Origin of the sequence: Umezakia ovalisporum Ak1311 (assembly GCF_029891685.1) — a bacterium.
In the GTDB taxonomy this organism is placed as follows: domain Bacteria; phylum Cyanobacteriota; class Cyanobacteriia; order Cyanobacteriales; family Nostocaceae; genus Umezakia; species Umezakia ovalisporum.
In genome coordinates, this window is sequence record NZ_JANQDJ010000082.1 from 1 (window position 1) to 14,719 (window position 14,719).

Genomic DNA, 14,719 nt, shown 5'->3' on the forward strand with positions numbered 1-14,719 from the left:
CGCTACCTTCAAGCTTGTATGTGTCAACAAATCAGTTATGTTCATTGGATGGAAGATATTATGAGATGTTGACATTTTCACCTTTGATAGGACTACTATATCTAACTATGTAAACTTTTGTAAAGACATTCAACATTTCTGACCTGATTGGTAACTTCAATACTGGAAATCTCAAACATAAACTATTATTTGGGTTTGATTTATCTAGAGAGGTATTTCAAGGTACTTCTCAGCGTGTTCAAGTTAATCCTCTAGATTTATTTAATCCCGTATACGGTTCACAAAACATCGGTGATGTACTTACTGAATTTCCCAATGAGCCATTTACTCAAGAGGGTTTAGGATTTTATTTACAAGACCAAATTTCCCTATCTGACAATTTTAAATTAGTAATTGGGGGGCGTTTGGATATTGTGAATCAAAAACAAGAAGATTCAGAAAGAAATGTGATTTTATTTCAAGAAGATACAGCATTTAGCCCCCGCGTTGGTATAGTTTATCAGCCAAGCAAATTAGTTTCACTGTATGCTAACTACAGCAGTTCATTTGAGCAGGTAACAGGCACAACTTTTGATAGAGGTTTATTTCAACCAGAGCGAGGTACACAATATGAATTAGGAGCTAAATTTGATTGGACAGATAAACTTTCATCAACAGTTTCTGTATATCAAATTACACGCTCTAATGTGCTTACTACTGACCCCAGAGATCCGGATTTCTCCATCCAAACCGGGGAACAAAGAAGTCGTGGTTTTGAAGTAGATATTGTTGGTGAAATACTACCTGGATGGAAAATAATTGGTGGTTATGCGTACAATGATGCACAGGTAACTAAAGACAATGATATTCCAGTTGGAAACCGCATTAATAACGCGCCAGAACACACTATTAGTTTGTGGAATACCTATGAAATTCAAAAAGGAAATCTACAAGGTTTAGGTTTTGGTTTAGGACTCTTTTATGTAGGAGAAAGGGAGGGAGATTTAAACAATACCTTTAGATTGCCTAGTTATTTACGCACTGATGCAGCATTATTTTATCGCCGAAATAATTTCCGAGCCGCTCTTAACCTACAAAATGTGTTTGATACTGAATATTTTGAAATGGCTGAAAACCGCTTACGTGTTTTTTACGGTGCACCCTGCACAGTAAAATTAACATTGGGCTGGGAACTTTAATTTACAAATTGCTCTCATGGATAATCTTTGATTGAGATTGATGACAACTTATATACAGCCCTTGAATGGTATGAGGGCTGTTTTATTACCCAATTTATCACCCATTTATTCAATGATTAGAAAATGGTTTTATTACCTAAAATTGTTTTTAACAATAACCATGTCTGTAATACCTTTAAAGGGTTTTTATAGCTTTTGTAATCAAAAAGTTTTATCCTTAAAATCCCAATTAATCAAATCCGAATGTCGAATTATTAAGCATGAATTAGGAGAGAGTTGTCTTACTCAATATCCCCAATGCATAATTGTAACTGACCAAGAAAGCTTAGAAATTTTAGTAGCTTTGGGTTTAAAACCTAGAGCAGCAACTACAGCTAACCGGGTAGGTAATAAAGGATATATCTTAAGAAAAAATATTGATAAAATTATTGATTTAGGCAAAGAAAGTCAACCCAACATTGAGAAAATAATCCAGTTAAATCCAGATTTGATTTTAGATTTTTTTATCAGTGATGAAAATTATCAACTATTCTCTCAGATAGCTCCAACAGTGTCCATAAATTATACAGAAACAGGGTTGAAAGAAACTTTATTACAGGTTGCTAAAATACTTTAAAGAAATCAAGTAGCAGAAAAAAGATTAGAATTTTATCAACAAATAATTCAAACATTAAGAATTGCTTTTGCTCGCAACATCAAAAATACAGAAATTTCTGTAATGCGATTTTACACAACCATTCAATTTACACAATTTTTGAATGAATTATCATTTCCTGTTAGCATTTTACAGGAATTAAAGTTATCCGTACCCCTAGCACAACGTCAACTTAGTAATAATGCCAATGTCAGTTATAACAATGTGAGTTTAGAAAGTGTAAATTTGTTAGAGTCAGATGTTATGTTTATAGCATTAGACCCAGGTGCGGAAGAAAACTTTCAAAAATATCAAAATAGTCCTTTATGGCAAACACTTAATGTAGTTAAAAATAATCGAGTATATATTGTTGATTCAGGTTACTGGATTTTTGGAAAAATCATATCAGCAAATGCCATTTCAGACGACCTTGTTAAATATTTGTTAGAAAGTCCATAAAAATAATGAAAAAAAGATTATATAACCCTATCAAATTAGTCTTGATTTTCCTAATAAGCGTAATTTTAGTTAGGGCTTGTTATGACAATCATCATCAAATTACAAATTCAAATCAGACAAAATTAGCAATATCTGAATGTAAAGTCATCACACATCCTGTAGGGGAAAGCTGCATTCCTTTACAACCGAAACGCATCATCGCATTAGATGAAACCTCTATGGAAGCCTTGTTAGCACTGGACTTAAAACCAATAGCAGCAATACAGCCAAATATTGCAGGTAGTATGATACCAAAGTTGGGTAAAAAAGCTGAGGGAATAGTTTCTTTAGGGAAAAATAATCAACCAAACATAGAAAAAATGGTGCAGTTAAATCCAGATTTAATCTTGGGTTTTTCTATGGGTGCTCAGGAATACAAATTATTGTCCCAAATAGCACCTACAGTTACACTTGATTATGTTCAAAATGCCTGGAAAGATGCTTTCTCACGTATTGCTGAAATCACAGGGAAAAGTGAAAAAGCACAAAAATTACTTGAGGAATATCACCAACGAGTTCAAAAGTTACGCAGGTTTATAAGTCATAAACTCAAAGGAAAAACTGTTTCTGTGAGTCGCTTTTATGCTGGCAACAAATTTACAGAATTCCGCACTAAATATTCATTTCCTGGCAGTGTAATCACAGAGGTAGGAATACCTATACCAGAAATTCAAAATCAACTTACTACTAATGAAAATCAACCTCTAGTTTCAGTTAGTTTAGAACGCCTAGATTTAATCAATGCTGATATTTTATTTATTGTCTTAGATCCCGGCGCGGAAGAGAATTTGCAAAAATATCAAAATAGTCAACTATGGCAAAATCTGAAAGCAGTTAAAAATCAACGAGTTTATACTGTTGATTCAAGTTACTGGATTTTTGGAAATATTATTTCAGCCAATGCCATTTTAGATGATTTGTTTACATTTTTAGTAAAAGCATCATGATAGTCGATTCTAAAAATATACAAACACTGTCAACATCTCAGGAAATAGCTAATAATATGCTGGATTTTTTACTAAAAATATTTACTCTTGCTCAAATAAATTTAGATAGTTTTTATACAGACCTCATAATTTTGACTCACCCTCCTGATGGTGTTGAGGTGATTTCAGTTAATGATTATCTACAACCAGATAGACTTTTATCTCAATGGCAAACCAGCGATATATACCAAAAAAGTCAAGATCTTCGCATTGCTGCTTCTATTTGGAACAAAGTTTATAGCTGGAAAACATTACCGGGTGTGTTAGCTTTGATGACTTGGGCGGGAATTGGGTTAAATTCAGAAATTGATAATGTGAGTTTTGTGTTGGAAGACGGTGAACCCAAGGCATTATGGTTTCATGATTTAAGTGGTACAGTAATTTATCCGCCAAGATTACCTATCCCTATTCCCCAAGATTATCCAGGCAAAATAGTCGATAGTGTAGAAAATTTACATAAAGCAGTATTTACTAGCTTATTCCAGTGCAATTTTGCACCCATGATAGAACGAGTCCATAGTTTAACTAAACTTTCTAAAAAAACTATGTGGGGTAATGCGGTAAATGCTTCAGAAAGACAGTTTGCGGAAATTAGTAAATGTACAAATTCAGAATCAATAAAAACAGATTATTTGGTTTTATATGAACAACGGAATAATTCAGTTATGCCAAGACCTAACCCACTTTATAATTTAGTCCGCACCGAACAAATTAATGAACCTGGGTTACCCGCCACAACTACGGTCCGTCTTACCTGTTGTTTATATGCTTTGATTCCTCCTTATGATCAAAAATGCACAAACTGTCCTTTATTAAAACCACAGGAACGAATTGCCCAAATGAAAAAATACATGACAGAACCTGATTAAATTCATACAGATAATTTCATCTGAGCCACGTAGACAAGGGCAGGTATCTTGCTTGCCACACCAGATTTTTACCATTGATATTTGTACTTAATTTATCTGCTATAGCCGCATTAATATAGCCTTTCCTAGGCTAATGAAGTACACACCAATTTGTTCCCTGGTCCCTATTGCCTAAAAGTAAAAAACTTTGTACCTCATGAGTATGGGAACTGCTATAAAAAAATTTACCCACTTCTTTCACATCAAAATGTCACAACAACCAAACTCTGCCAGTATGCGTAATTTTTTCATGATCTGGCTTGGTCAACTAGTTTCCACTATGGGTAGCCGCATGACCGGCTTTGCAATTGAAATTTGGGCATGGGACATTACAGGTAAAGCCAGTACCCTAACGTTGGTGGGTTTTTTTAGTTTACTTCCCAGCATTATTATTACCCCCATCAGTGGTGTAATTGTAGACCGCTTTAACCGCAAACTGCTGATGATGGTCGGTGATACAGTTGCCGTTGCCAGCACAATTATAATTTTGTTGCTGTACCTCACCAATAATTTACAAATTTGGCACTTTTACCTGACAGGGGCTATTGTCGGGACTTTTAATCAATTTCAATATTTGGCTTATTCTGCTTCAGTGGCACTAATGATTCCTAAAGAACATTACACCCGCGCTAGCAGTATGGAATTTGTGTCAAGTTATGGGAGTCAAATTATTGCACCTGCTTTCGCCGGTTTTCTTTATACAGTTATTGGTTTTCTGGGAGTTTGGTTGATTGATATTTTTACTTTTTTTATAGCGATTTCCACTTTATTTTTCATCAACATTCCTCAACCATCGCCGACAAAAAAAACTGAAAAAATAACTAACATTTGGCAAGATTTAGGTTTTGGTTGGTGCTACGTTACTGGCCAAAAAAGTTTATTAGCACTATTAATAGTGAACTTGTTATTTTGGCTACCCCATGACATAGGAGATTCTTTGTATGCACCAATGATTTTATCACACACTCATAATAACACCTTAATATTGGGAAGTTTAGCTTCGGCTGCGGGTTGTGGTGGTGTAACAGGTGCAATAATTGTCAGCACTTGGGGTGGATTTGAACGCAAAATCAAAGGTGTTTTATGGGGGATGATGGGTGCTGGTATCAGTAAAATAGTGTTTGGTTTGGGTAGAACTCCTTGGGTTTGGATTCCGGCACAATTTTGTTCTTCTTTTCATTTTCCTTTAAATGGCAGTTCAAATAATGCTATTTGGTTAGCAAAAGTTGCGCCTAATCTGCAAGGAAGAGTTTTTGGGGTGCGATCGCTACTTTTACAGATAGCTTCTGCCATCGCCTACTTAATAGCAGGTCCCTTGGCGGATAATGTATTTGCACCTGCTTTGAGTGTAGGGGGTGGTCTTTTTCATCTTTTAGGAGGATTATTTGGCACTGGTACTGGTGCAGGAATCGCGCTGTTGTATGTAATTTGTGCCTTGTTTATGTTACTCGTTGGTTTAATCGGGTTGACAGTCCCCTTAGTGCAGGATATTGAAAACAGTGTACCTGATCATGAGTAGATAAAACTACTACTGAAAATTTCCCGCACAAGCAGCTTCCCCGGAAACGGGATCAGGATAAATAGCTAGAGTGTGGTATCCAGGAGCAGTGTCTTGATATATTATTCTAAAGGTATAGAGCTTACTTCTACCTTGGTCATCAGTAATCACCGTTAAAAGTGTATTGTCCATTTTAGGTAGTCCAGGAATATTTAGTCTTTTAATTCGCCGGAGTTGAATCACATTTGCCGAGGATTTTTCACAATTTCCTGAACTCAATTTTTGTTCTCCACCAAACTGTATACACATAGGCCCATCAAAATCCATAGTTACCTGTGACGGGTCATTTAACCAAACTTTTTTAATTGTTTCACCAGCTGGCAAAAAGCTTAAATTTGTACCTTGCTGATAGGAAACATTGATAGTAGGTACAACTCCGCCTAAACCTTGAGCCTGGCAAGAAAACATCGAACGCAAAACAGCATTACTAGCCAAAGCTCCGCCTGTAAATAATAAGATTGCACCCGAGAAAATCAGAGAAGTCAAAGGCAAGACATGAGGATATTTAAGTATTGTTTTTATCAACTTAAAGTGTTTCATAGCTAAAAACAGATAAATGAGCAAAAATATTTACCATATTTAGTAGAGATGTGAATAGTCACATCTCTACCAATACCAGCAATTACGAATTACCAATTACAACTGAATTGTTCTATTGACATATATTTCCACTTCTTTGCCAGCTGGTATAAACCAAACATTAGTTTGCCGCATCATTTGAGAGATTGCCTGTTGGTTGCGTTGGGAAATTTGCGGAACTATAGAGCTTAAACCACCTTCTAAAATTCCAGCCGGGATATTACGTCTATTATTAGTATTAGTCACTACTGTGCTACTACCCTCAATGGTAACTTGGGATTCAGTACGATTAAACAACTCGGCTCCTTTACCAATACCTCCCAAAACAAATAGTCCTAAATCCATCCCTGCTATAGATGAACCTTGATTGGGATATTGATTTGCTACTAAAGGTTTACCTTGGGGAGCGCGAACTATAATTGCATTTTTGGGTAAATTTCTTTCTAGGAGTTCGCCGTTATTTTCTGCAACCACTGTGACCACATTCAACTGTAATAGTCCTTGTTCAGAAATAGAAGTAATTTCTGTCAATAACTCAGTATTGGCAGGTAAAGCGATCGCACCATCCACTGATTTTAATGGTTCTGTCAAACGCAAAACAAACACGTTGTTGTCTTCATTAGTTTGATTATTTCTTGACCTGGTAGTTTCCCCGAAAACAGCTGTTGCTAATACCGCTTTAGCACTACTCCCTACTTTGATAGATTTGGCGCTCTGTGAGCCTGTCTGGCCGACTAGAATATCTTCCTCTGGTGGCGTTGGTTCAAAGCTAGAGTTCGTTCTCTGGACTCGTGCATTTGTGTTACTTTCTGGTACAGATAAAGTTGTATTCACTCTAGATTGACCGGTGGCGTTGACCTCCCCGTAGCTACCTAACTTAGCTAACCTCATCCATTCATCCAGGGGGTTTGGTGGAGAAGGTGGAATCTGTGGGGTGATAATTGGAGGTGCAGGTGCAGGTGCAGGTGCTGGCGGAAGCACGGGAGCTACAGCAATGGGTGAGACAGGATCTGGTGAAGCAGCTGGCCTTTCAACGATGCGTTCAACAGTCACCACCCTAGGAGTAGAAGTAGTTTGTACGGGTGTTGGTATGGTTGTTCTCGCCTGTGGAGTTTCTACCCGCGACGCTGCTCTATTTCTGAGATTTTGTTGAGCTGCTGTCACGGTCTCTACTTGTTGAGCAAGAGCTAATTTTGTTTTGAGAATTTCTATTTCTTCCTCTAAATTTTGCTGCGGGGATTCATCTATTGCTGGTAATGGTTCTGTTAAAGAAACAGGATTGTTTCTTGGCTGTTGGTTGCGCGTATTCATCAGCTGGGACAAAAACGCACCAGCCACTACCACTATGGCCAAAGTTGCACCGCCTACTAAAGCTAACTTAGCAAAGGGATTAGATGAAAGAGATTGGTCAGTTGGTACTTCTTGTGGCTGAGACTCCAAAGACTCTAAGCTAGCTGAGTCTGCTGGTAATACATGAATGCTGTCTGGTGAAGATTCTTCTTCAAAGCCAACTAATCTAGCCATTTTCGATTCCCAATCTAAAGACTCTACCTCTGGTTCCTGCTTTTCAGGGATTGGTGTAACTAGATATCTTGTAGAAAGTTCTGAATGAATTGAATAAGAAGTCATGGTGTATTACTTAGTTTTAATTTCAAGGTTTTAATTTCAAGAACAGTTTTTATCTTTAATGTCACATATTTGGTAAATTTCTAGTTTAGCTTCACTAAGACGGTAAGCTGCTAAATGCCACGGCAATGGTTGGACAGGGAGTGAAGTAGCTGGTTGATCTATGGCTCGCACTAAGATTTGTTTGTTGAACGAAGTTGAAGTTCCCAGATTATTGGAACTATTAAAATTTAAGTGATTAGCAAGCATTTCTATTTTCCATTGACCATTACCTATTTTGATTGGTTGAGAGACTTTGTTTATGACTAATACATATTCATTTTGCCGACTCACATTACTTAACTGCCCGGCGGAATTGAAGTTAGTAATTTCTGACGGAAACCTAGATTTCAAATCAGGCGCTAAAAGTTGCGAACTAATTTCCCAGACTGTGAGTGGCGGTTGTTGCTGTGACCAGGTAAGCATGAGGGTCATAGTTTCACCCACAAAACGGCGAATTGTCTCCGGATGTCTTTCATCATTTTGTTGAGGACCTACGGTAATCACCCGACCATCAACAAGTTGCACTAAACTTTGAGGTGTTAACTGCTGTTTTAAATTTTCAATCATAGAACTGTGAAACAAAAGTAATAGCAAACTAAATATATGTAAACCGAATGTTCCTACAGCTAACAGTGGCAAAATGCTACTTTTTTTGGTTTCTGGCTTGACTAATTGCATAAATAACTATGTTAACTATGAAATTACTTGCTCAAGAGCAAATTTATCTGATAAAACTTTGGGAATTTCCTTCATTTCCACAGGGGCTTGATGTACCTTCGCTCAGACTACTATAGTCATTGAGTAAACATAAATTCCGAATCTCGTAAATTTCTAATTTCTTAGCACGATTACTATAAATTGCTTTTTGGATGTCGGTACTAGTGTTAACCATAGGGTAGGGAAAATAATCCACTGCACGCACGAGGAAATCTTTGTTAAACGGCGTTACAGTTTTTCTATCATCATCCTGTTTTTTTTGAATCAGGTTAGCTACCATACCAACTTGCCACTTACCAGGAGCTATTTGTTTTGGAGGATAAATCCGTTGGATCACTAATTCTGCTAATATAACCTGACTAGGATTATTAGAGAAAACTTCTGGTGGTGTCATTTGAGCGATGGCACCTAAAAAGCCTTTACGAAAATCTTCTGATATGGCGAAACTAGCTACCCAACTGCTAGTAGTAACTTTTTGTCTACCTCCTTGTGGTGTTGTCACCTGAATTCCTGGATCTGGCTGGGGTTTTTCTACTTCTGCCACATTTTGTTGCGGTAGAGTTCCAGACCAATTAAACATAGACGTCATAGTTTGACTGATAAATTGGCGAATTACTTCGGGATCTCTGGCTAAATCATCAACAGCACCTACTGGTTCACCATCAATCATTTGTACAAAGTTAGGCGGTTTTCTCAGACTAAGTTGGCGAATATTTAATCCTTGCAAGATGAATAAAAATAACACTGATAGATGCAAGATAAAAGTAGCGATCGCAAATACAGTTAACACATTTCCAGTTGATTTTCTTTTCTGAAGTAAATTCGTCATTTTCTCATTTTCACCTCATTGATTATTGTGCAAGTTTATATAAAAGTAACGAAAGAATTGATTAACCACAAAAGCTCCTTTACCCAGATTACATAGATAAAAATTCTATATTCTATCTTTGACCAGGGCATTTGTATTATTAATTGCACTGAAAACAGCAAATCCTCCTGCACCGGCCACAACCAAAGATAACAAAGGTGCCAAAATTCCCAGAAAAATTATGAACCACATTAAGTCAGGATTAGCATTAGGATTTTCTGCTGGACCGTTGATAATAACTGACGCAGTAACAACAGCAATTATATTGAATGAAATTTTGGCAATTCCCGCCGCTAAAAAGCCTGTAAACCATGCATAAATAGGTTTTCCTGCTACAGGTAGCAAAGATGCACCCATGGCCAATGGACCCAAAGCTGCTATCAGCAACATAGTAGCTTCTATTAAATTTTGAAACGAATATTGCAAAGAAATTAAAAAGTTTTTGATACTGGTTTGTATTGTATTTCCTAACAAAGAATTAAAGCTAGTATCTGATAAATTTCCTGTGCCAAATTTCAGCGATATTACTTGATTTTCTAGTCTTTGAATCCAAATTCTATTACCGTATAAATCTCGATATTCTCGCCAAAGGTTGTCTATTTGTTCGCTAGCTCTGGCAAAACACTGGGTTTGCTGTTCACCAGTTAATGATCGACAAGGACGAAGTAAAGAACCAGCTATTTCTTCTGCCAAACTCATATTTAGTGCTTGCTGATATGCTTGTTCAGCATCTGCTGTCGTCACTACTTGTTGATTGACTGTGTTGATAAAGTTCCTTACTCCCAATGTCAAAGTAGAAAGTATACTACCGTTGCCAGTATTACTTAAGAAAATTACTACTATCAAAGGCCAAATCAAACCTGTTATCGGGCGGGAATATTCACTGTATATAACATCTTTGAGCCATTGCATCATAAAAAATAGCAGAGTACCTACAGCAAAAAATACACCCAGATTCGTTAGTGCCCCATATATATTATTACTGGTGTTTTTTTGTAATAAATCTAGCCATTGATTATCCCAACTTTCCGCCATGCTTCTAGCAGTTGCAGCACCACTATCGAAAGTCTCATTAATACCAATTTCCGGAAAGATTTGCAAAATTTGCAGATGCATGTTAGTTAAGGGTATTTGCTTACAAAGAACTATTAATTATTTTTCTCTGCCAAATAAATCTGTTTGAGCAGCACTACGGAACAGTCTGGCTGTCTCTGTAGATGAATCAATTCTACGCAAGCGATTCATTTCTTCCATTTGCTGGGAAATATTCGCTAAATTTAAGTTAGAGTATTGGAGTGATTGATTTGTTTGTATTGTCTGAGCCAGATTAGCACTCATCAGTTTTGCTTGTTCTTGTTGGATTCTAATAGTTTTTAATTGTAAATTTGCTTGATCTTGCTCAACTGGAGCTAATGGATTAGCTCCCGCAGACACACCACTAATAGTATTCATAAGTTGATTGAAAATATTATCGGATTCTTCAGAAAGTTGGGCAATTTTATCTATGATAGTTTCAGTATTTTGCAGTTGTGTTTTTAAGCGTATTTGTCCAGTTCTGCCCATAATACTTTCTATAGAACCAAAAGTAATAAGCCGATTCATTTCATTACTCACTGAATTAGAGTGAAGAACTGGATTATTTTCAAACCTATCTGTCACTGGGTTAAACAATATATCCTGACGGAAAATTTTTCCCGCCTCTATCGGATTAGGTATACTCAATTCTCCTGTGGAATTACTGAGAGCATTTTGACTTCTAACTTCTAAAGGTCTTAAAGTTTCACTTAAATTATTTCTCAGATAATTTTGCATATCCACAGAGTACAATTGAAAGTCAGTCCAAACCTTACCTAATTGCGCCGTTGCTGGTAAGACTAATAAGAAGGAAAAAGCCAATGTAAAAAATGTAATTCGTTGCATCTTATCTTTCTCCCTAAAATAACCTGATCAAGACTTGCTAACTTTGGCATTCAAATTTTATTCTTTCCACCTTTGCGCCGTTGGCTGCATTTGCCGATCCATTCATATCATATTTCAACTCCCCCGTAGCGAAGCTATCAACTGACGGGCAAATACAGAAATTGCTTCATATTTATCGCTGTGTTGTAGCATAATTTTTTGCCGTGCTGTTTGTTCATTGGGGTTGTTAGCTACTACTGCTAATTGCTCAAACCCTGGATAGTAGCGACAGAAAGTATAAATACCGTGATCATCTAATAGCCATTGGCTGTAAATACCTTCTTTGCGAGGAAAAAAGCTTTCTGTAGCATTACGAGAAATAATATCGCGGGGATATTTTAAAATATTCACGAAACTATCCACTGCTACTGGTTGAATACGACCTATTAATCTAGTTGATAGATTTTGTAAAATTTTCGATGAGGCTTTAGATTTAGCAATGGTATCAGGGTCTTGTGCTGATAGAATGACTCTAATTCCAGCCTTTGCACCATTAGCGCAAATTCTCCCCACTAAATCTGATATTTGGTCAAATTCAAATAAAATTGGGGCTTCATCAATAAAGAAAATAGAAGCTGGACTACTTAAAGCACGTCGTAAAGCTGCTGAATAAGCACTTAAAGAAAGTACCGCTGCATCTTCATTATCTGAGAGATTCCGCAAAGCAAAAACTAAAAGTTTGGCATCGGTGGGAAAACTAGATGGTGCGGAAATGGATTGTCCCACCCGACTAGAAAGCCAAAACCTTAAACGCAGTTGAATTTGACTGAGTGCGTCATCTAATCTGCCACTGACAGCATCTAATTGCAGGTGTTCTGGTGAACAGAACATCATAAAGTCTTTTAAGGTAGGGGTTTTCTGCCATGCTTGACTACCAAATCCTTCGGCGATCGCTTGTTTATATCGCTCTTTAATCCCTGGATCAGCAAAGAAAGCCCCTAAAGCTAAGTTAATCAGGGAACGTACGGTTTGAGACAAAAGTTGATTTTCGCTGGATGAACCTAAAACCATTGTCATTAAAGCTGATTCTAAAAAACCAACATAATCAAGCCAGCGATCTCGCTGCTCTTCGGCACTCAGCGATCGCAAATCTGGCTGCTCAAATAAATTATTGGATTGTTTGGAAATATCAAAATACGCCCCATTCCCCTCCATAAATTCTGTATAGTCAGTAAAGGTAGATGAACCGTCTGGTTTAGGAAAATCCAAAGCTACCACAGGAATTCCATGAGCTAAAGCTTGAGTTAAAATCCCCGAAACCAAAACCGATTTACCAGCACGAGTTGTCGCAAATAAAGCTAAATTTTTGTGTTGGTTAAACAAATCCAGATGTATGGGAGTTCCTCCTTCTTCAGCAATCAACTCAAAGCCTTCACTGTCCCCAGCTTTCGTTAACACTAAAGGCATTAATCCCGGAACTTCGCTCGTTAAATATAACAGGCGACGGTTAAAAGGTTTTACCAACAAACCTTCCCACACAATGGGTAAAGATTGTAGCCAAATTTTCCATGCATACTCTACTTCTCTAATTACCTGGGCGGGTCGTTGAAAACAATTTTCAATATATCTGCTAGCTGCGTCTAATTGTTCCACAGTAGGACGATGAACAAAAATAGCTACACTGGTATATATCGGCACTGCCCCTTCATATAATTGTTCTTGCGCCGCTACAGATTTTTTTAACTTTAATTGAGCGTTTACATCAATAGTTTTACTTTTTTCTTGAGCCATGAGTGCTGTCATATTGGACTGCTTCAGGACTCGTTGCAAAGTAGTTTTGACTAACGCTGGATTAGCAGCTGTCAACTCGCAAAAAATTTCTGTATCTACTACCGCCTCTCTCGCTAATAATTCCCATAAATAGCGCATTTGAGCAAATTTATTCGGCCAACCACCCGGTTTTTCCAAAAATGTCAGCACCCCAACATAACAATTTTTGACATTAACCCAACGACGATCAGCACAGGGTACACTAGACTCCATCAGCAAAGTTGTACTGTGGATATTTTCTACCAGTAATTTTGTACTGGCTAACTCTGAATTAACTTGCTCATGCAGTCCATTTTCATCTAAATGAAGCAACTGGGGAATTTCTATAGGTGGTGTATCGTTAAATTTCTTCCAAATATGTTCCCATAATTCATCAGTATTTAAAGGTTTCACATCTAACCCCATTTTGTTAGATAAAAGCTGTTCCCAACGGCAAAAACCTTGTTGGTAAGCTTGAATAATCAGAGTTTCAATGCGCTGGTTTTGAACCTCTCCCAGTTCCCCTTTAAATTTCAACCACCATAATTCAGTTTTTGCTAAAAGTTTCTCGATCCAATCATCCGTATTTGTAGTACTTGGTTCAATGGTGTATGTAACATAAATTCTCAGAAATTTAGGCTTACGAATCCCAGATTTAGTAAGTTCTTGAACCCTAGCTCTTTCCGATGTTAATAAGTACTTAATATCCCGTGATGGTGTTCTCCTTACCAAGTCCCCTAATTCTGCTTGGCGTTTTTCATCTGAACTAAAAGACCCCATGTGAATGGTCATTTTCTCACCTTCAGGAATATCTTTTAGTCCTGATTCAATGTTATTAAAAATTGTTTCTATTTGTTCATTCCGTAAAGTAGTATGAATACCTCTACAATCAAAACCAAAAACAAAACAAAATCTATCTTTTTGGGTTTCTTTATTTAAAATGTAAGCGCCAATATCACGACTATCAAGCGAAATGTGGAGCATTGTCGCCAAATGTAAAGCATCCTCAAATGGTGTTAATCTACTTTCTTTTCCGGCGATGTCTATACTTTGTTTTCCGATTTTTTGCTTCATGGTTAACTTCTAACAAGCTTTGATAACGAGCAAAGCCTCTTGTCCAAGTGGGAACTCCGACAAATTTGCTTAAAAAACGCCAACTCCTTCCACCAGTTAATATCCACCAAGTTGCTATCCCCCAACCTGCAATTAATACTGTCCATAACCATCTTTGGACATCATCTGCAAAAACCCCCCCAAAAACTCCATTAACCACAAAGTAAGAAGCCAAAATAATTACAATCCAAGGAAAAATTTGGTCAGCAGGAATTGGGCCTAATGATGGTTGTGATCCTAGAATTTGATTAACTGGACGAAATTCTGGCTTTCGTTCTTCAGACATAAAAAATTTTGAACTGGA

Annotated in this window: 14 protein-coding genes; 6 read left to right on the plus strand and 8 right to left on the minus strand. The window is 37.1% G+C overall.

Going from position 1 to position 14,719, the window contains the following annotated elements; translation table 11 throughout:
* Positions 1–146: 146 nt before the first annotated feature.
* The 6 genes from NWP25_RS16110 to NWP25_RS16135 all read left to right on the plus strand — a co-directional run bounded on the left by NWP25_RS16110 (position 147) and on the right by NWP25_RS16135 (position 5,723).
* A complete protein-coding gene (locus NWP25_RS16110) occupies positions 147–1,178 on the plus strand; it encodes a TonB-dependent siderophore receptor (protein ID WP_280699790.1) in 1,032 nt (343 codons plus the stop codon).
* Between the two features lie 160 nt (positions 1,179–1,338).
* Complete coding sequence (locus NWP25_RS16115) at positions 1,339–1,794, plus strand: ABC transporter substrate-binding protein (protein WP_280699778.1); 456 nt, start codon at positions 1,339–1,341, stop codon at positions 1,792–1,794.
* Between the two features lie 102 nt (positions 1,795–1,896).
* Positions 1,897–2,271 carry a TroA family protein gene (locus tag NWP25_RS16120; RefSeq protein WP_280699781.1) on the plus strand — a complete coding sequence of 125 codons (375 nt, stop codon included), beginning with the start codon at positions 1,897–1,899 and terminating at the stop codon, positions 2,269–2,271.
* A gap of 5 nt (positions 2,272–2,276) precedes the next feature.
* Positions 2,277–3,257 carry an iron-siderophore ABC transporter substrate-binding protein gene (locus NWP25_RS16125; RefSeq protein WP_280650486.1) on the plus strand — a complete coding sequence of 327 codons (981 nt, stop codon included), beginning with the start codon at positions 2,277–2,279 and terminating at the stop codon, positions 3,255–3,257.
* Positions 3,254–4,165, plus strand: a complete 912-nt coding sequence (locus tag NWP25_RS16130) for a ferric iron reductase (RefSeq protein ID WP_280650485.1) — start codon at positions 3,254–3,256, stop codon at positions 4,163–4,165. Before NWP25_RS16125 ends, NWP25_RS16130 begins: the two co-directional genes overlap by 4 nt.
* 247 nt (positions 4,166–4,412) lie before the next feature.
* Positions 4,413–5,723 carry an MFS transporter gene (locus tag NWP25_RS16135; protein WP_280650484.1) on the plus strand — a complete coding sequence of 437 codons (1,311 nt, stop codon included), beginning with the start codon at positions 4,413–4,415 and terminating at the stop codon, positions 5,721–5,723.
* Positions 5,724–5,732: 9 nt separating this feature from the next.
* Here NWP25_RS16135 and NWP25_RS16140 read toward each other — a convergent pair whose 3' ends face one another.
* The 8 genes from NWP25_RS16140 to NWP25_RS16175 form a co-directional block, all read right to left on the minus strand.
* Positions 5,733–6,302 (minus strand): hypothetical protein, encoded by a 570-nt coding sequence (locus tag NWP25_RS16140; RefSeq protein ID WP_280656602.1) that lies wholly within the window; start codon positions 6,300–6,302, stop codon positions 5,733–5,735.
* A 96-nt stretch (positions 6,303–6,398) separates the two neighbouring features.
* On the minus strand, positions 6,399–7,970 hold the full coding sequence (locus tag NWP25_RS16145; RefSeq protein WP_280650482.1) for a TrbI/VirB10 family protein: 1,572 nt from the start codon (positions 7,968–7,970) through the stop codon (positions 6,399–6,401).
* 36 nt (positions 7,971–8,006) lie between these two features.
* Entirely contained in the window at positions 8,007–8,687 is a 681-nt protein-coding gene (locus tag NWP25_RS16150; RefSeq protein ID WP_280650481.1) for a hypothetical protein, read from the minus strand.
* 43 nt (positions 8,688–8,730) lie between these two features.
* The gene (locus NWP25_RS16155) at positions 8,731–9,555 is read right to left on the minus strand and encodes a hypothetical protein (protein WP_280650480.1); all 825 of its coding nucleotides are present in this window, start codon (positions 9,553–9,555) and stop codon (positions 8,731–8,733) included.
* 105 nt (positions 9,556–9,660) lie between these two features.
* Positions 9,661–10,710 (minus strand): hypothetical protein, encoded by a 1,050-nt coding sequence (locus NWP25_RS16160; RefSeq protein WP_280650479.1) that lies wholly within the window; start codon positions 10,708–10,710, stop codon positions 9,661–9,663.
* Between the two features lie 36 nt (positions 10,711–10,746).
* A complete protein-coding gene (locus NWP25_RS16165) occupies positions 10,747–11,514 on the minus strand; it encodes a hypothetical protein (RefSeq protein ID WP_280656600.1) in 768 nt (255 codons plus the stop codon).
* Positions 11,515–11,628: 114 nt separating this feature from the next.
* The gene (locus tag NWP25_RS16170) at positions 11,629–14,376 is read right to left on the minus strand and encodes a hypothetical protein (RefSeq protein ID WP_280656599.1); all 2,748 of its coding nucleotides are present in this window, start codon (positions 14,374–14,376) and stop codon (positions 11,629–11,631) included.
* Positions 14,324–14,701: a hypothetical protein gene (locus NWP25_RS16175; protein ID WP_280650476.1), complete on the minus strand. Its 378-nt coding sequence runs from the start codon at positions 14,699–14,701 to the stop codon at positions 14,324–14,326. The genes NWP25_RS16170 and NWP25_RS16175 overlap by 53 nt, the downstream gene beginning before the upstream one ends.
* Positions 14,702–14,719: the final 18 nt, after the last annotated feature.

What these genes read in the sequence shown, in the direction of transcription:
- NWP25_RS16175 (WP_280650476.1), bottom strand. Translation starts at nt 14,701, where the DNA reads ATGTCTGAAGAACGAAAGCCAGAATTTCGTCCAGTTAATCAAATTCTA.
- NWP25_RS16155 (WP_280650480.1), bottom strand. Translation starts at nt 9,555, where the DNA reads ATGACGAATTTACTTCAGAAAAGAAAATCAACTGGAAATGTGTTAACT.
- NWP25_RS16130 (WP_280650485.1), top strand. Translation starts at nt 3,254, where the DNA reads ATGATAGTCGATTCTAAAAATATACAAACACTGTCAACATCTCAGGAA.
- NWP25_RS16145 (WP_280650482.1), bottom strand. Translation starts at nt 7,970, where the DNA reads ATGACTTCTTATTCAATTCATTCAGAACTTTCTACAAGATATCTAGTT.
- NWP25_RS16140 (WP_280656602.1), bottom strand. Translation starts at nt 6,302, where the DNA reads ATGAAACACTTTAAGTTGATAAAAACAATACTTAAATATCCTCATGTC.
- NWP25_RS16125 (WP_280650486.1), top strand. Translation starts at nt 2,277, where the DNA reads ATGAAAAAAAGATTATATAACCCTATCAAATTAGTCTTGATTTTCCTA.
- NWP25_RS16135 (WP_280650484.1), top strand. Translation starts at nt 4,413, where the DNA reads ATGTCACAACAACCAAACTCTGCCAGTATGCGTAATTTTTTCATGATC.
- NWP25_RS16115 (WP_280699778.1), top strand. Translation starts at nt 1,339, where the DNA reads ATGTCTGTAATACCTTTAAAGGGTTTTTATAGCTTTTGTAATCAAAAA.
- NWP25_RS16170 (WP_280656599.1), bottom strand. Translation starts at nt 14,376, where the DNA reads ATGAAGCAAAAAATCGGAAAACAAAGTATAGACATCGCCGGAAAAGAA.
- NWP25_RS16160 (WP_280650479.1), bottom strand. Translation starts at nt 10,710, where the DNA reads ATGCATCTGCAAATTTTGCAAATCTTTCCGGAAATTGGTATTAATGAG.
- NWP25_RS16150 (WP_280650481.1), bottom strand. Translation starts at nt 8,687, where the DNA reads ATGCAATTAGTCAAGCCAGAAACCAAAAAAAGTAGCATTTTGCCACTG.
- NWP25_RS16165 (WP_280656600.1), bottom strand. Translation starts at nt 11,514, where the DNA reads ATGCAACGAATTACATTTTTTACATTGGCTTTTTCCTTCTTATTAGTC.
- NWP25_RS16120 (WP_280699781.1), top strand. Translation starts at nt 1,897, where the DNA reads ATGCGATTTTACACAACCATTCAATTTACACAATTTTTGAATGAATTA.